This is a genomic window from Serratia sp. AR11 (assembly GCF_056376275.1).
The window spans coordinates 3,565,774-3,582,588 of the sequence record NZ_CM150739.1 but is presented as its reverse complement, the minus strand read 5'-3'; the positions used below and the strand labels follow the sequence as shown (position 1 = coordinate 3,582,588).

The following is a 16,815-nucleotide window of genomic DNA, read 5'->3' as shown; positions in this document are numbered from 1 at the left end:
TGATGAGCCGATATCTGGCGCGGCGCATCGGGCAGGCGCTGCTGGTGCTGTGGGCGACCTTTAGCCTGTCGTTTCTTCTGCTGCAGGTGCTGCCCGGCGATGCGATCCTGATTAAGTTCCAGAACCCGGATATGGGGCTAAGCCCGGCGCAGATCGCCGATATGCGTGCCGCCTATGGTGCCGATGTGTCGCTGTGGCAGCAGTATCTGCATGCGTTAGGTAACGTGCTGCGTGGGGATCTGGGGTATTCCATTCAGGCCGGGGTGCCGGTCACCGAACTGTTGGCCACCAACCTGCCCGCCACGCTGCAACTGGCGGTGCTGGGCTTCACGCTGGCGCTGCTTCTGGCACTGACGATTGCCTTTATCTCCAACCTGACCGGTTTTGGCTGGCTGAGAGCGGCACTGCAGTCGCTGCCGTCATTGTTTGTCTCGGTGCCGACCTTCTGGCTGGGGATTGTGCTTATTCAGGTTTTCTCGTTTCAACTCAAGCTGATCCCGGTGATCAACCCGGGTGAATGGCAGGGGCTGATCTTGCCGATTGTGACGTTGGCGGTACCGATCTCCGCCCCCTTGGCGCAGATCCTGATCCGCAGCATTGATCAGGTGCAGACTCAGCCGTTTGTCGCCGTGGCGCGGGCCAAAGGTGCCAGCCGTAGCGGGGTGCTGTGGCGGCATGTGGCGCGTAACGCCATGCTGCCTGCGCTGACCATCGCCGGCATTCTGTTGGGTGAATTGATAGCCGGGGCGTTGATTACCGAAACCGTATTTGGCCGTAGCGGGCTGGGACAACTCACCTTACAGGCGGTGCTGAACCAGGATGTGGCGGTGTTGCAGGCGATAGTCGTCATTTCCGCCGCCGCTTTCGTCAGCCTCAATCTGCTGGTCGATCTGCTGTTCCCACTGTTGGATCCACGGCTGAAAACCCATACAGGAGCCGCCGTATGAGCAGTATTTCCTTTGAAAAGACCGTCGTGCCGGAGCGTGATCTGGGCGTTCTGGAAAGCGAAGGCACGTTATCGACCAGCCGTTCACGTCGTCGACGCGTGCCGCTGACGTTGCTGCTGGCCTGGACGGTGATCGCCATCGCGGTGCTATGGGCGCTGGCCCCTCAGTTATTCACCGCTTACAGCGGCACTGAAGGCATCGCCGGGGCGCAGCGCCTGGCGCCGGGTGGCGCACACTGGCTGGGTACCGATCAACTGGGCCGCGACCTGTACGCACGCATTGTCTATGGTGCCTCGCAAACGCTGTCCGCGGCGCTGGTGGCGGTCGCATTGGGCTTGCTGCTGGGCACGGCACTGGGGCTGATTGCCGGTGCGGTGGGGGGCATTGCGGACGAGGCGGTGATGCGCTTTGTCGACGTCTTGCTGTCGATCCCCGGCCTGCTGCTGTCACTGAGCATCATTATTTTACTGGGATTTGGCACGGTTAACGCCGCCATCGCCGTCGGTATTACCTCGGTCGCCAACTTTGCCCGCCTGGCGCGTGCCGAGGTGGTGCGGGTGCGCCACAGTGATTACGTCGAGGCGGCCTATGGCAGCGGCGGTACCTTCTGGGCGGTGCTGTGGCGGCACATCCTGCCGAACTCGCTGACGTCGGTGATCGCCTTCTCGGCGCTGCAGTTCGGCAGCGCTATTTTGGCGATCGCTACCCTGAGTTTTCTGGGTTATGGCACTCCGCCGCCGACGCCGGAGTGGGGGCTGTTGATCGCCGAAGGGCGCAACTATATTTCCACCGCCTGGTGGTTGACCACTTTTCCGGGGTTGGCGGTAGTGGCGGTGGTGCTGGCGGCCAATCGCATTAGCCGTGCGCTGGGGAGAGGGCAACCATGAGTATTCAGACGGCATTACAACGGGCGGCGGCCACGCCGGTGCTGGAGCTGGAGCAGGTGTCGATAGCCTATCAGGGGGCAACCGGCAGCCAACGGGTGGTGCATCAGGTGTCCTTCGCCATTCAACCGGGGGAAGTGGTGGCGCTGGTCGGTGAGTCCGGTTCGGGGAAAACCACTACCGCGCAGGCGATCATTGGCCTGCTGACGGAAAACGGCCGTCTGGAGCAGGGCGCCATCCGTCTCAACGGCACCGATATCAGCCACTGGTCTTCCCGACGGCTGGACGCGGTGCGCGGCGCGCAAATCAGTTTGATCCCACAGGATCCGTCCAGCTCGCTCAATCCGGTGAAAACCATTGGCGAACAGGTGGCGGAGATCCTCAATATTCATCACAGGTTACCGCGTAAGCAGGTGCAACAGCGGGTGGTGGCCCTGTTGACCCGCGTAGGTCTGACGCACCCGGAGCTGCGGGCTCGTCAGTATCCGCATGAGCTTTCCGGTGGCATGAAACAACGGGTGTTGATCGCTATTGCTATCGCGCTGCAGCCGGCGCTGATTATCGCCGATGAGCCGACCAGCGCGCTGGATGTCACGGTGCAAAAGCGCATTCTCGATCTGATCGACGAGCTGCGGCAGGAATTTGGTACCGCGGTGTTGCTGGTGACCCACGATCTGGCGGTGGCGGCAGAGCGTGCCGACCGGCTGCTGGTGTTTCGCCATGGTCGGGTGCAGGAACAGGGCGTGACCGCAGAAGTGCTGCGTGCACCCACCAGTGACTACACCCGGCGGCTGTTTGCCGACGTGTCGTCGTTGACCCGTGCCGCCGTGCCAAAACCTAGCGAGGGCTTGCAAGAGTTGGCGATCCAGGTGAATGGGCTGGTGAAAGATTTCCGCCTGGCTGGTGTCGGGGGAAAAACTTACCGCGCGCTGGATCAGGTGTCGTTCAGCGTGCCGCGTGGCACCACCCATGCGCTGGTGGGGGAGTCCGGTTCCGGCAAGACCACACTGGCGCGCTGCCTGCTCGGTTTCCAACGGCCGGACGCCGGGCAAATCATTATCGACGGCGTCGATTTCACCCAGTTGAAGGGCGAAGCACTGCGGCAGTTCCGTCGTCGCATTCAGTTGGTGTACCAGAACCCGTTCGGCTCGCTTGACCCGTCGCAGACGCTGTATCAGGTGATTGAAGAGCCGTTGCTGAACTTTGAGCCGCTGGGTAAAACCGAGCGCTATCGCCGGGTTCGTGAGCTGTTTGAACGGGTGGCGCTGCCGGACGAGCTGCTGAGCCGTAAACCCCGCGAACTGTCTGGCGGCCAGCGCCAACGGGTGGCGATTGCCCGGGCACTGGTGCTGCAACCCCGGGTGCTGGTGCTGGACGAAGCGACCTCGGCATTGGATGTTACGGTGCAGGCGCAGATCCTGCGGTTGTTGCAGGATTTGCAGCAGGAACTGGGGCTGACCTATTTGTTTATCTCACACGATCTGGCCACGGTGCGGCAGATTTCACACAGCGTTTCGGTATTGCACCGGGGGATACAGGTGGACAGCGGCGCGACCGGCGAGCTGTTCGCCATGCCGGGCAGCGATTACACCCGTCAGTTGATTGAGGCCATTCCCGGCCGTCAGTTTTATGCCGAACAGCCCAAGAGTGAGGACGTATTCTATGAGCAGTAAAAAACTGGGGTTTTTCACCCGCCTGTTGGATCAGGGCAGCGCGCAACAGCGCTACCGGTTGGCGACAGAGCAAATCCTGCATGCCGAACGGGCCGGGTTTGATAGCGCCTGGGTGGCGCAGCACCATTTTCATGAAGATGAAGGCGGTTTGCCCTCACCATTGGTGTTCCTGGCGCAGGTGGCGGCACGAACTCGTCATATCCGGCTGGGCACCGGGGTGATCACGCTGCCGATGGAGTCGGCCATTCGGGTGGCGGAGGATACCGCGGTGTTGGATCTGCTATCCGACGGCAGGCTGGAGGTAGGGATTGCCGCCGGGGGGACACCGTCTGCGTTTGGCGCCTTCGGTTTGGATGCCCAACAGCGCCATGCGGTGTTTGCCGACAACTTCAGTACCTTGCTGCGCGCCTGGCGCGGTGAGGCATTGGGTGGCGAAGATAACCGGTTGTACCCGGCAGCGCCACAGTTGGCAGAGCGGGTGTGGCAGGCGACCTTTTCTGTCGAGGGGGGTGAACGTGCGGGGCGGGCCGGCGATGGTTTAATGCTGTCGCGCACGCAACCGCGCCCGGCGGATGCGCCAGATCTGCCGCTGGACGAATTGCAGAACCCGATTATTGATGCCTATCTGGCGGCGCTGCCGCCCGGCATCGCGCCGCGCATTATGGGCTCACGTACTGCATTAGTGACCGATAATAGCCAACAGGCGCGGGATTTTGCCGCACAGGGGCTGGGCCGGGGGCTTGAACGTCTGCGTGCCAGCGGCCACCGACCGGCTGACGAATCGCTCGATGGGCTGATCCGCGCCTTTGACGTGCATCTTGGCACTCCGGATCAGGTGATTGCTTCGTTGCAGAAAGACAGCGCGTTGGCGCGCGTGACCGACTTGGCCTTCCAGGTGCATTCCATCGATCCGCCGCATGCCCACATTCTGCGTTCTATTGAGCTGATTGCCCGTCACGTTGCCCCTGAACTGGGCTGGCAGCGTCGCACTCCTGTTTCGAACTCCTACGAACATCACGCTGAGGAAAAGGTATGACTGCAACATTGAATAATGACGACCTGCTGGCCGTGCTGGCAGAGATCGCACCCGATTCCGCATTGGCGCAGGCCAGAGTGACGCGGCAGGCGGCGACGGATGCGATTCAGGCCAGCTATCTGGCGTTGTTCGCACCCGCCGATGCCGGCGATTTTCCGATAGCGCAGCGGCTGCAGACAGCGCAGCGCATCAGCGAATGGCATGCGGACAACCCCCTGGCGGCCCATTATGCGGCGTTGCTGCAACAGCAGGGCGGTGCAGAGGATAGCCCGCGCTTGCAGGCGGCGCTGGATCATGCCGAACGGCTGGCGTTCAAACCCGCCAGTGCTGACGCGCAGCATTTGCAGGCATTGCAGCAGGCCGGTTGGTCACTGGATGATATTGTCACCCTGTCGCAACTGATCGCTTTTGTCAGCTTCCAAAGCCGTTTGCTGACGGGCTATCGGCTGCTGGGTGGCAAGCCGGTCGAGAAGGCCGGGGCTGCCACGGTCAGGGCCGGCAGTTGGCGTACCGAGTCCGCTACCCTGAGCGGCCGCCATGCTCCGCCAAAGTTCACCCGTCAGGAGTTGGGTTGGGAACCGTGGATCGCCGCCAAACCGCTGGCGGAGTTTGACGCATCAGGCCAGGCGTTGTTAACGCGTTTCGGGCATAGCGACTCGGATTATTTTCGCCTGTTGGCACGTAACCATCCGGTACTGGAACAGCGAACGCTGGCGGACCGAGCCATTTTCTATACTCCGGGCGGGCTGGAACGTAAGGATCGCGAACTGGCGGCGACGGTCGCCAGCAAGGTGAATGGTTGTATCTATTGTGCCTCTGTACATGCACGCAAGGCGGCCCAGTTGTCCAAGAAAACGGACGAGGTGCAGCGCCTGCTGGACGTGGCTCCGGGGGACGTGTTGAGTGAGGGGCAAGGGGAGCCGTGGCGCGCACAGATCGATTTTGCCGCGGCGTTGTCCGCCACGCCGCCGCAGGCTAATGCCGATCATCTGGTAGCGCTGCGTGCGCAGGGCCTCGACGAGCTGGCGCTACTGGACCTGGTGCAGTCGACGGCGTTCTTTGCCTGGGCTAACCGGCTGATGCTGACCCTGGGTGAACCCTTCGACGACCAATAAGCCTGCTGCCAACCACCGCTATATAAACCGGGGCGAAAGTTTTCGCCCCTAAGCAATTTAAGATAATAATTACCTTTTCAGGCATATCTTTAACGTTATTAACAAAGCGACATAACTCTTTTCGAAATTATAACGAAGAACTCAAACTGCATAAATTGCTCGCCGTCATGAATGCTCCGATACTGATTCCATCAATGAATTTAATTTATATCAGATAAATTTTTGTTGGCGTGGATGCATTTTTTGATGGGAAATTGGCTCGATGGGAAGTTTTTTTAAGCAGATATATCGTTATTCTCATTCTCGCCCTTACAGGCATAATGAAAATCTCTGGCCCTATGTAAAAATAGAACGTGCAGCCAGTGGAGAGATTTCCGTATTCCATTATAAAAAACAGCTTATTCCTACAGTGACGTTGTCAGCGCTGAAAGACAGTTGCCAGGGGCCGATACTGTTGACGGCGACTGGGCCATCGGTGAACACCATTTGCTTTGGCGATATTCCTGAAATGCCGGCTCTCGGGGTCAATGGTGCTTATTACTTAAGCTCGAAGGTGAGTTTTCGCTTTTATGTTATTGTCGATATGGGATTTATCGATCAACGACCGGATATTATAAAAGAGATCATTCTGGCAACGGGTTTAACCCTGTTCACTACGGTCCACGGCGTGGCGAAAATAATTGACAGGTTCTCGCTGGCTGGCGTGAAGTGCCAGTTCGCCGTAATCGAAGATGCGACCTTCAAAATCTATCGCCCAAAAATAAGTCCGTCGGCACTCTGGGATCATTACCGCCACGACGGCAACGTTCATTTTTCTTCTGTCTGTAAATCCATCGCCTTTAGCCATGATATTCGACGCGGCATCTTCGATGCGGGGACGGTGGTTTATTGGGCCTTGCAGATCATTTCCTTCCTGGGGTTTAAACAACTTTTTATTGCCGGGCTGGATATGAACAATTTCCATTTACCGCGCTTTTATGAAACGCCAGAGAATAAATTGCCGACACTTTTGCCTGAGAAAGTGGATGACCTGATCATTCCGGCTTTTAGCCATGCGAGTGAAAGAATGAAAATCAACAATATCGCTATAAAGAATTTTTCATTGGCGAGCGCCATAGACACCCGTATTTTTGAAAAGGTTGATTGCAGTGATTTTTTCAAAAAAAACTGATGTCACCAACCTGATCGCTGTTTACGCTTTTTTTGCCTTTTCATTTTTTAGCGCCATTTATTGCGGCCACACCCGGGTGAATAATTTATTCCATATCTCGGCGATTTTTTTCCTGCTGACGCTGTCCACCCGACCGGAATTCCGTCAGGCCTGGCTTGGCAGGCGTGCTGCACTCATCGGTATAGCCTTGGCAGCGTATTTTTTGGCGTACTACTCCGCCAGTAATTTCTGGGGAGGCACGCCGGAAGATGCGCTGTCTGCCCTGACGCACAGCGCTTATATTCTGATTTATCTCGGCCTGTTGGTCTCGGTGTTGGATAGCCCTCGCCGCAATCTGTTACTTTGCGCCGTGGTTGCCGGTATCACCTTGCTTTGTCTGTATCTGACATGGAGGGATTACCACGAAATTTATACCCTCAGAGAAACGTCTGACGCCAATCCCGGCCCGCGCAATGTGATCGATCTTGCCGGTTATGCTGCATTGGGCATTATTTTAAGCCTGATGGTTTTCCGTGAAACCCAACAAAAAAAGGTCCTGCTGACGATCCCGTTGCTTTTTGCCTTTATGGTGCTGACACAAAGCCGCGGGCCTTTGATTGCCTTAATGGTGGCGCTGGTGATAACCACGCATTACCGAGCGCTGAATAAAAAGTCGGCAATGCTCATTGTGGCGATGATGATATTTACTGTAGGCATGGTGCTATGGTCGTCCATTGGTGAAATGCTGATAACGCGCTTTGCCGAGTTGTATCAGCAGAGCTTTGTGCGGATGAGCATTTGGCTACATAGCCTGGCGTTGGTAGAGCAGGCACCGTTTTTTGGCTATGGGTTTGATAGAGAGCTGACTTTTACCAACTATACCGGCGAGTTGATTCATACGACTCACAGCCTGTATCTGGGCGCGTTGCTCAAAGGCGGGTTGGTGGGCTTTTGCCTGTTCATCGCGTTGCTGACGTTTGGCGCGCGGCTTGCCGTGGTTCACCTTAAGGCAGGGCGACGTCTGGAGGCTGCGTTATACCTGTTTATGCTGATCTTCTACTGCTCACAGGGCATGTTTGTTATCGCGAATCCGGCCGAATTTTGGTACCTGTTTTGGTTCCCCTTGGCTGTAGTGTTCGCCCAACCCACCTCAAATGCGCGTTAGTGCCAACGCGATCGTCACTTTTTCAAACACCTGACTTTCAGTGATGATGCTGAGGGGTTGGCGGCGTTGAGCCGTAGTGAGCGTTTGTGCATCAACCGACACGTTCATAACCTGATGCAGTTCGCGATTTTGATAAGGGCCGGTGTGCTGCGGATTGGCGGTGACAAACAGGCTGATAGTTGGGGTTTTCAGGGCAATGGCCAGATGCAAAGGTCCGGTGTCGCCAGTGACCAATACCTGCAGGTTTGACATCACCGCCAGCAGTTGCGGCAGGGTGGTTTTGCCGATATGACTGACCACGCGTTGCCGTTCGGCCTCTGTCAGCCCCGCGATAAATTCTTGTTCAATGGACAGCTCTTTCGGTGAGCCGATTAATTCGATTTGGTGGTGCGGCGACTGCACCAGCAGCAGTTTTGCCAGGCGAATAAACTGACCGACGGGCCAGCAACGCAGCGTTTCAGAAGCCCCCATTTGAAAACCGATCGGGATTTTATCCGCGGTTTTATTCATCGTTGCAAACTCAACGGGAATAAACATTTCGCTGTTATCGGTGTCGCAACCCAACTGTGCCACTAAATCCAGCTTACGCTGAATTAAATGGCCGCCGGTACTTTGGCTCACGCCGCTCAACCAGGGTTCCATGCCGGTGGCCTTGTTGCCATAGGCGTCCTTGAACACATATTGGCAACCGGCAGTAATGGCGACAATCACGTCGTAAGGGGATTTTGAGTGCAGGATGATCGCCAGTTGCGGCTTATGTTTACGCAACTGGTGAATAATGCTGAGCATGTCTTTGGCTTTATGATCCCAATAAATGACGGCATTAAAGTAACGGCTGGTCGCGACCAGCTGTTTATTTTTATGGCTGGAAATCAGGGTGATACTGGCCGTTGGGTAGCGTTCGCGCACCGCGCGGATGGCCGGGGTATTAAACATCAGGTCGCCAAGGGCGGTGGTAGAAAAAATAACGATACGCTCAAAGGCCAGTTCCGGCTTGAAACTGGCTTTCTGCTGGAAGTTGCCGCCCAACCGGGTGTACATCTTAAGACAGGCGTTTGCCGCTGTTATTTTCCACTGTTTCGACATCTTGTTTCACTTCGAGTTAATTGGCGCGCCGGTCTGGCATCTGCATCATATGATGTTTGTCCTGGTGGGCCAATGGTCGGCAATAGTTTGCTACATATGCTTGCGCAACCTTGATAAAGGGGCAGCAGACGTGCCCCATGTATTGAGTCAATCTTGCCAAACCTGTGGGCTACGTGGCGTATCCATCCGGTAATCAGAATAGTGACGCGTGAAAATTTCGCGGCCCAGATCGCGGGCGGCCTGTAGTGGATTACGCGGATCACGGCTGACTTCACCCCGATTGTTGCCCGCACCCTGAACCATCCCGACAAACTCGCAATGCGAATAACGGCTGAATTCCTGAATTTGATGCACGATCCCCATAGCTCCGCCGGGGTAGGTTTCCTCCGAGGCTACCGTCAGCCCGATGCGTTTGCCACTCATACGCTGATGTACCTGTTCGGCATCAGGGTAGGCGTTGGAGTAATAGCTGAAAGAGCGATCGAAAAAGGCTTTGGTTTGCGCCGACATGCCGTACCAGTAGAGCGGGGTACAAAATACCGCCGCATCCGCCGGCAAGAAATGCTCCAGAAACAGTTCGCCATAGCGATCGGCTGGTGGCGCGGCATGGCGTTCATCCGTCAGAAAACCGCTGATGTAATCATCCAAAAAATGCAGGCTGGCTTCGGTGCCGGCTTCGGCGGCTCCTGCCATCACGGCCTGTGCCAATGCTGCACTGTTGCCGTCACGCCGTGGGCTTCCGACCAGGACGATAAGGCGCTTGGGTTGTTGAGATGAATTCATGTCACTCTCCGTTTTATTGGTCATGGATATACGATTGCCAATTTACGGTGCTCAAAGAGTCAGTGACAAATGATGGCTATTCTTTCAGGATGAGTTAAATTCATCTGTATGGGAGTTGATCATGTTTGCCACGCTTCCGGTTACTGCATTGCGCACCTTTGAATCCGCCGCCCGCCTGCGCAGTTTTAAACAGGCTGCACTGGAGCTGGCTGTAACCCCGACGGCGGTATCGCATCAGATCAAGGCGCTTGAGCAGCAACTGGGTTTTGCCTTGTTCGATCGGGTGCCGCGCGGTGTGCGGTTAACGCAGAAGGGCGAGCGTTTGTTCGCTGGGGTGCATACCGCTTTGCTCGATGTGGCAACCACGCTGGATGCGCTACGACCGGTTCCCAGTACCGGCTCACTGTGTGTTTCCGTCACCCATTCTTTCGCTGCATTGTGGCTGGTCCCGCGCCTGGGGCGCTTTTATCAAGCTTACCCGCACTACCTGGTACGCTTGGAGGCCTGCGGTGAGGTGATTGATCTGCAGCAGGACGCCAGCGTGGACATTGCCATTCGCTACAGCAGCACTGACTATCCGCAGTTGCATCGGGCAGCGCGGTTGGAAGAGAGCTTTGGCGTCTACGGCGCCCCGGATTTGTGTGCAACTGAGCAACAAGCGCCCACGCTGATCACCGTTCACTGGCATGACTCCACTCTGTATGAAACCGGCTGGCGCGAGTGGTGCCAGGCTGCGGGTGTCGACTGGTGGCAACGGCATACCGCGTTGCGGGCTTATGACGAAGAGCATTATGCTTTGCAGGCAGCGGTGGCCGGGCAGGGGCTGGTGCTGGCCAGTTCGGTGATGGTGTCGGATCTGGTGCGTAACGGATTGCTGGCATCCTATCGGCCGGAAATTTGCGTACCGGGTGCGGCTTATAGCGCACTTTGCGTGCCTGGGCGCGAACGGCATCCGCCGGTACGGGCGTTCCTGGCCTGGTTGCAACAGGAGATCTTGCGCTGAACCACAGCACAAAATAGAAATTCTTCTGGCGTGAGGCATGGGAATATCAGATAACTTTGTTATTCCCTTCCCATGAGAGAGATGTCCATGAGCCAGCCAAGAGTTTCTGATTACCCCATTGATGCACAGTTTATTGAACGTTGGTCGCCGCGCGCGCTGGCAAATGATGCTATCGACGATGAGACCCTGCTGAGCTTCTTTGAAGCGGCGCGCTGGTCACCTTCGGCCTATAACATTCAGCCGTGGCGCTTTGCCTACAGCAAGCACGGCTCTGCCAGCTGGGACAGCTATCTGGATTTCCTGGTTGAGTTCAACCGCGGTTGGGCGCAGCACGCTTCGGCGCTGGTGGTGGTGATCTCCAAAACCACCAGTCTGAACGGTGACAAGGAAGTCAGTAACCCGAGCCATGCCTTTGATGCCGGGGCTGCCTGGGCCAACCTTGCGCTGCAGGCGCATCTGAAAGGTTGGCTGACCCACTGCATGGGCGGTGTTCATCACGACAAAATCAAGGCTGCGTTGAACCTGCCGGACAACTATCAGGTACATGGCATGGTGGCGATCGGCAAAGCGGGTGATAAATCCCTGCTGCCGGAGTTTCTGCAGCAAAAAGAGATCCCTTCAGGGCGCTTGCCGCTGGAGCAGACGGTGGTGGAAGGGCTGAACTTTACCCTGTAATCATCCGGATTTAAGGCTTACAAGCCCGCTGAGTTTCGCTCTGCGGGTTTTTTTATGCGCTAACATAACGAGGTAAAACTTTGTGAGTATGTCCAGTGGCGCAATAATCGTTATATAATTAATTATATAGCGATTATTGAAAGAGGGGATGTCATGAACAATCACTTCGGCAAGGGGCTGATGGCCGGTTTGGCCGCGCAGAACGCCGGACCGGCTTCGGAGCTTTCCCGGTTTTGTTGTGACTACAAACGTGGCTTCGTGCTGGGATATGCACACCATTTGGCGGAAAGCTTGGGTGACGAAAATCAGGCTGCATTCGAAGCAGGCTTGCTGTGCCGGGCGTATAGTCTCAATGGAGAAGTGATGAGCGAGTTCTTTTCCGGCGGCGCTAATCGTCTGGCCGAAAAGTTTTTCTGCGCCGGATATAACCGCGAGCAGTAAAACCAGGCCTGACTATCTTATGGCCTGACGGCTCAGGCCATATTCAGTGCTGGGGCGAACGCAAGTTTCAGGATAAGGCAGCGGCAACATTGCGTAGCTCCGGCAAAATCCCCAGGTTTTTTTCCTGCACCAGATCCTGGTAAATTTTAAGGATCACCGCTTTCACCACATCAGAATTCCGTGTCAGGCTCTGTTGTTCCATTATGCTATTTAATTCAGCCAGTTGCTTTTGACTGACTTTCATCGACAAGCGCTTCGATGATTTTGCATTCGCCAGTTCGCTGCCTAACAGCGTTTTCAGTTCTTGCTGCTGATAGCGGCCGGTGGTCAGCGCATGGAGGTAGTAAAGGATCAGCGTTTTATGAAAGTTTTCATCCAGCGAATCATCTATTTTCTGCGTGGCAACGTTCAGAATGTCGAGATAGTGCGCCGGAACTCGCACTTCCAGCGCTGATTTAGCCTGCTCAAACTCGCTTTTAATGCGCGGCGTGGACTGGGCAGGGACACTGACCACCGCATTACACTGGTTGCAGACGGCAGCTAGAATATTTTTTACTGTGCCGCAGCGATCGCTGAAGTCCACATCACGTAAACGATAAGTTGCCATTGTTCGGCCGCAGTTTTGGCACAGAACGCTGCGCGTATCGCCTTCTTTAACAATTCTCATTGTGAGCTCCTTGCTGAGTTATTGATGCACGCTGATAAAGATGATGTCGGGTTCTATGAAATAAAATTTCACGTACCAATAGCAACCTGACTTCCAGGGGCGAAGAATGTGGACATCAGTAGTGGCATCTTGATGATGCGGGCAGCACTGATACGCATCTCCACCCGTTTTCCTGATAAGTTCAATCACCCAGTTTTCATCAACCTGGCCGGTAGCGAACAGGTTTTTTACATCGATATTGCCACGTGCCTCATGGTCATACGCCCCTTGCTGAAGACAGCGTATGGCGAGTTGTTTTACGTCCTTGAATCCCATCTTGCCTCCCTATAGTGTACGATAATTTGCGTACATGCAAGCCGTTAGAAGAATTTCATCGCAGCCAAGTGTACTGAGGGAAGAGGCAGGACAGCCAAGCAATGTGGGTGAATAACCGGAGAAAAAGATGAAAAGGCGGGATGCCTCGCAGACTAATGTAACGGGCATTTCCCTGCATACTCAGTTTGACGGGCAACAACAGCCCAGTTCAAACATGAACTGGGCTGCAAACACTATCTGGCGTCAATAATTGATGGTTTCCTGGGAGACCGAATTGGCCTGGACATCAGTGTCGCTGAGCCATGTACGTTTGTTTTTCAAATCACCGAACAATGACAGCTGATCGTCAAAATGTTTTGAGCGTTTCCCGTCTGGAGCAATAAAACCGGACTGGCCTGGAGGGGTCACCTCGACACCGGTAACTCCTTCATGGGTAAAGACCACCATGTCATTTTCGGTCCCGCGGTTCATGGCAAGACGATTTTGAAGGTGTTCGTCTGAGCCTGCTTGCGGAACATTCAGGAAGTTTTTGGTTTGATAAGTGATGTTTGACACCCTGGTCTGCCACGCAGACATCTTCCCGCCTTGTGATTTGTTCAGATCGTTAACGGCGAGCCGCAGTGCTTCCATCATCAGGCTATCGACGTCCCTGCCTTTGAAGATATCAAAGCCCGAGCTCTTGCTGCCGGCGGTCATGCCCTGATACAGAATTTTGGTACCCACCGAAATATTCTGGCTGCCCGTGGTGCTCTCTCCCGGCGTCATATAGCCGGTATCAAGGAACCACGAGGCCTGTTCCGCAGGCAATATTCCGCCCAGCGACAGAGTCAGCATATGTTGCAGCCAGGCGCGGAAAATGGGTGTCGCCGGGGTATCGTAATAACCGTCGTTATTCAGATCCCGCTCCTCATAGTCCCATTTACCGAGGATAGCGGCAGCTTCGCGCAGTTTCGGGTTATCACTTTTGCCGGCGACCTTGACCAGGTGGGGCACAAAAAAGCGCGCGTTAGGATCTTCGAATGCGGCATCCATCAGCAAATCCCATAGCTGCGTGGGGGTAAAGCGCGGCTGACTATCAATACGGGTGAATAACGACTGGATACGGTCGGCGGTATTCCAGGAGTACCACCATTCGTCCGGGTTGGGGAAGCCTTCCGCCGGGCGGTTGTTCCAGTTGGCGATGTAACCCGTTTTGGGATTGTAAACCTGAGGATTGGTGGAAAATGGCATGAAACCTTGCCATTCGGAGCTGCCGTCGCCAGGCATAGGTAGCCGGTTATCGTGCCCCTTAAGGCGTATTGGATAACGTCCGCCCAAGGCATAACCGATGTTGCCTTTTTTATCGGCGTAGTACCAGTTGACGTTGATGGCGGAATGTTGGACCTGATCGAGCCATTGTTGATGGTTTTTCGCTTTGCCAACTTTATTCCAGGCCAGTAAAGTGGCGACTTCTTCGCCTTCCCAGCCACGGCGTTTGGCATAGGCCAGACCCTGCCTGGGATTGTAGTCGATGACGGCACCTTGCACGCTACGGTACACCGTCAAATGCCGGGTTTCGCCATCCTTCACCGCGATGGTCTCAATGCGTTTTTCCAGAGGGCGGTATTTCCCCTGATAGAAGTACTCTTCAGGGTTTTTAGGGTTCAATTTCAACTGGTATATGTCGACATTATCACCAGCCCCCCAGGTACTTCCCCAACTGATGTCGCGGTTGTAGCCGAACTCCACCATCGGATAGCCGAAAGGACTGTTTCCCACCGCGTCATAACCCGCGCCATGTAACCCAACAGAATAGGTGTAAGCGGGTTGATAGAAACCGAACTGAGGCCCGTTTAACAGAATGCTTTCGGCACCTTCAGATTTACGGGAGCCCAGGACGATGATGTTACTGAAGGCTTTTTCCTTCGGTGGCTTCCAGCGGGGCGTTTGTTCGTTGGTCGCCGTCTCTGTCGGGAGCGTTGCATGGTTCAGAGCGGTTGTCGCCGGCGGGGCAGAAACGTAGGCTCCATCGCGTACCGAAGGCTGCCATTCCCCCTTGGGGACTGTGGTGGGTGCGCCTGCGTTGTCTTGAGAAAGCAGCAGGTTAAATATCGCTTTGCCTTGCGTCTCGCCATCCTTTTTTATCAGCCCGGCGAGTAATTGCTGGTTTTCCAACTCGGTGTTGTAGTCTCCGAATCGGTTGACCATGGACCCGATGAACACCATGGCTACATCGAAGTCCGTCCAGGGAGCCGGTTTAAAATTATGGTCAATAAACTGTTTTGGCATCAATTGCTGCGGGTTGGCATCGATTTTCTTCAGCCATGCATTAATGCCCTGGGCATAGCCATCGAGAATATCGCGATCGCTTTGGGGCAGCGCGGCCAATTGAGCTTTTATTCTGGCAGGGGAATACTGTTGGCGAATGCCTATATCAAACGACAGATAGTCTTTGCCCAACACTTCGGCGACACGCCCCTCAGTACTACGCCGGGACATTTCCAACTGGTATAGACGGTCCTGAGCGATGGCATAACCATAGCCATAAAACAGTCCGTAAACGTCATTGGCGTAAATGTGAGGGGTACCATAGGTGTCTCGTTTTATCGTCACATCGGCGGCAAAAGTTTGGGCTATCACCAGGTTGCAGCCCAACCCAAGGGCCAGTAGCAAAGCAGAACGCGTTTGAAATAACAATTTCATGCAGTTTCCTCGTCAACTCGCTGTTATCGCGGCGGTGGTTTGTTCGCTCAGGGAGGGCGAGCCTGCCGTGAGAGTTTAGTTAGCTTGCTACATAAAATCAACAAAGTGATACATAATTTTAACTTTAATGTTGTTTTGTGTGTCCAAAATCACTGTTCAAGGAATGCTCTATTTATCGGGGTGGCCATTAATCTAATTATTAATTCGCTGATTTATGCTGAGGTTTTGTGATGGCTGCGGGTGATTGAGAGTAGAAGGGATACTTGATTTTAATTTTTACCTTGAAGAGTAAATCATGACTTAAACATAGCTACTGAGGTGGCAATAGGGTAAGCGGGATGGTTTGGTTTCTTTCCGTGATATCGGCCATATGAGGTATCTTGTAACCCTATATGGCCCGTCATCTGTTTTGTTAAGGGGAGCTTTGATATTCTCTGGGCCAACTCCGAGTTGTGACCTAATTACCAAATGGTCACTCGTTGTTAATCAAGGCTCATTGAGCTAAGCTGGAAAAATGACTAAACATATAAATGAAAATCCCCCCAGGGGACCCTCGGATCACAGCGTCCGCGATCAGGTCGTCGAAGCTGCCACAGAGCATTTCGGGCATTTTGGTTATGAGAAAACCACCGTATCGGAACTGGCTAAATCAATAGGTTTTTCAAAATCTTATATCTATAAGTTTTTCGATTCCAAGCAGGCGATCGGTGAGGTTATCTGCGCCAATCGGCTGGCAATGATCATGGCGATTGTCAATTCAGCGATTGCAGATGCACCGTCGGCCTCCGAAAAATTGCGGCGTTTATTCAGAGCACTGACCGAAGCCGGCAGTGATTTGTTTTTTCACGATCGCAAGCTTTATGACATTGCTGCCGTTGCGGCGCGGGATAAGTGGCCTTCGGCAGAGGCCCATGAAGAGCGTCTGAGAAAACTGATTGAGCACATCATTGTAGAAGGGCGGCAGGCGGGAGAGTTTGAACGGAAAACGCCGCTGGATGAGGCTGCGCATGCGATATATCTGGTCATGCGGCCTTACATCAATCCGGTTCAACTGCAATACAATCTGGAAACGGCATCGGCTGCTGCTGCGCTGCTGTCCTCACTGATACTGAGGAGTTTATCACCCTGAGTTGTGACTATTGACAATATTGGTCACTAGTCTGAGAATGCGGTTACTGTCCTGCCAAATTAAT

Annotated in this window: 16 protein-coding genes; 11 read left to right on the top strand and 5 right to left on the bottom strand. The window is 54.7% G+C overall.

The annotated features are described in order from the left end of the window. Positions 1 to 2: 2 nt before the first annotated feature. The 7 genes from ACSOSI_RS16920 (at position 3) to ACSOSI_RS16890 (ending at position 7,970) form a co-directional block, all read left to right on the top strand. A complete protein-coding gene (locus tag ACSOSI_RS16920; RefSeq protein WP_476707276.1) occupies positions 3 to 947 on the top strand; it encodes an ABC transporter permease in 945 nt (314 codons plus the stop codon). Continuing rightward, positions 944 to 1,834, top strand: a complete 891-nt coding sequence (locus ACSOSI_RS16915; RefSeq protein WP_476705831.1) for an ABC transporter permease — start codon at positions 944 to 946, stop codon at positions 1,832 to 1,834. The genes ACSOSI_RS16920 and ACSOSI_RS16915 overlap by 4 nt, the downstream gene beginning before the upstream one ends. Next, entirely contained in the window at positions 1,831 to 3,504 is a 1,674-nt protein-coding gene (locus ACSOSI_RS16910) for a dipeptide ABC transporter ATP-binding protein (protein ID WP_476705830.1), read from the top strand. Before ACSOSI_RS16915 ends, ACSOSI_RS16910 begins: the two co-directional genes overlap by 4 nt. Beyond that, complete coding sequence (locus tag ACSOSI_RS16905; protein WP_476705829.1) at positions 3,494 to 4,540, top strand: putative FMN-dependent luciferase-like monooxygenase; 1,047 nt, start codon at positions 3,494 to 3,496, stop codon at positions 4,538 to 4,540. Before ACSOSI_RS16910 ends, ACSOSI_RS16905 begins: the two co-directional genes overlap by 11 nt. Continuing rightward, positions 4,537 to 5,655, top strand: coding sequence for an alkylhydroperoxidase domain protein (locus ACSOSI_RS16900; protein ID WP_476705828.1), 1,119 nt, complete (start codon positions 4,537 to 4,539; stop codon positions 5,653 to 5,655). Before ACSOSI_RS16905 ends, ACSOSI_RS16900 begins: the two co-directional genes overlap by 4 nt. 262 nt (positions 5,656 to 5,917) lie before the next feature. After that, the gene (locus tag ACSOSI_RS16895; RefSeq protein WP_476705827.1) at positions 5,918 to 6,826 is read left to right on the top strand and encodes a sugar glycosyltransferase; all 909 of its coding nucleotides are present in this window, start codon (positions 5,918 to 5,920) and stop codon (positions 6,824 to 6,826) included. Beyond that, positions 6,804 to 7,970, top strand: a complete 1,167-nt coding sequence (locus ACSOSI_RS16890; RefSeq protein WP_476705826.1) for an O-antigen ligase family protein — start codon at positions 6,804 to 6,806, stop codon at positions 7,968 to 7,970. Before ACSOSI_RS16895 ends, ACSOSI_RS16890 begins: the two co-directional genes overlap by 23 nt. Here ACSOSI_RS16890 and ACSOSI_RS16885 read toward each other — a convergent pair. Next, positions 7,956 to 9,056, bottom strand: coding sequence for a glycosyltransferase family 9 protein (locus ACSOSI_RS16885; protein WP_476705825.1), 1,101 nt, complete (start codon positions 9,054 to 9,056; stop codon positions 7,956 to 7,958). The genes ACSOSI_RS16890 and ACSOSI_RS16885 overlap by 15 nt on opposite strands. A 147-nt stretch (positions 9,057 to 9,203) precedes the next feature. Beyond that, positions 9,204 to 9,839 (bottom strand): flavodoxin family protein, encoded by a 636-nt coding sequence (locus ACSOSI_RS16880; RefSeq protein ID WP_112362498.1) that lies wholly within the window; start codon positions 9,837 to 9,839, stop codon positions 9,204 to 9,206. Between the two features lie 121 nt (positions 9,840 to 9,960). Between ACSOSI_RS16880 and ACSOSI_RS16875 the strand changes: the two genes are divergently transcribed. From ACSOSI_RS16875 to ACSOSI_RS16865, 3 genes are all read left to right on the top strand, one after another. After that, entirely contained in the window at positions 9,961 to 10,842 is an 882-nt protein-coding gene (locus ACSOSI_RS16875) for a LysR substrate-binding domain-containing protein (protein WP_259189844.1), read from the top strand. A gap of 87 nt (positions 10,843 to 10,929) precedes the next feature. After that, the gene (locus tag ACSOSI_RS16870) at positions 10,930 to 11,517 is read left to right on the top strand and encodes a nitroreductase family protein (RefSeq protein WP_259189843.1); all 588 of its coding nucleotides are present in this window, start codon (positions 10,930 to 10,932) and stop codon (positions 11,515 to 11,517) included. 153 nt (positions 11,518 to 11,670) lie between these two features. Then, a complete protein-coding gene (locus ACSOSI_RS16865; RefSeq protein ID WP_017893365.1) occupies positions 11,671 to 11,958 on the top strand; it encodes a DUF2623 family protein in 288 nt (95 codons plus the stop codon). 67 nt (positions 11,959 to 12,025) lie between these two features. On the opposite strand, the gene ACSOSI_RS16860 is transcribed toward ACSOSI_RS16865, so the two are convergent. The 3 genes from ACSOSI_RS16860 to ACSOSI_RS16850 form a co-directional block, all read right to left on the bottom strand. Next, positions 12,026 to 12,625, bottom strand: a complete 600-nt coding sequence (locus ACSOSI_RS16860; RefSeq protein WP_012145862.1) for a hypothetical protein — start codon at positions 12,623 to 12,625, stop codon at positions 12,026 to 12,028. A gap of 18 nt (positions 12,626 to 12,643) precedes the next feature. Continuing rightward, the gene (locus ACSOSI_RS16855; RefSeq protein WP_261133526.1) at positions 12,644 to 12,940 is read right to left on the bottom strand and encodes a hypothetical protein; all 297 of its coding nucleotides are present in this window, start codon (positions 12,938 to 12,940) and stop codon (positions 12,644 to 12,646) included. 243 nt (positions 12,941 to 13,183) lie between these two features. Then, positions 13,184 to 15,622 carry a penicillin acylase family protein gene (locus tag ACSOSI_RS16850; RefSeq protein WP_476705824.1) on the bottom strand — a complete coding sequence of 813 codons (2,439 nt, stop codon included), beginning with the start codon at positions 15,620 to 15,622 and terminating at the stop codon, positions 13,184 to 13,186. 514 nt (positions 15,623 to 16,136) lie between these two features. On the opposite strand from ACSOSI_RS16850, the gene ACSOSI_RS16845 reads away from it, so the two are divergent. Beyond that, the gene (locus ACSOSI_RS16845) at positions 16,137 to 16,751 is read left to right on the top strand and encodes a TetR/AcrR family transcriptional regulator (RefSeq protein ID WP_012145859.1); all 615 of its coding nucleotides are present in this window, start codon (positions 16,137 to 16,139) and stop codon (positions 16,749 to 16,751) included. Positions 16,752 to 16,815: the final 64 nt, after the last annotated feature.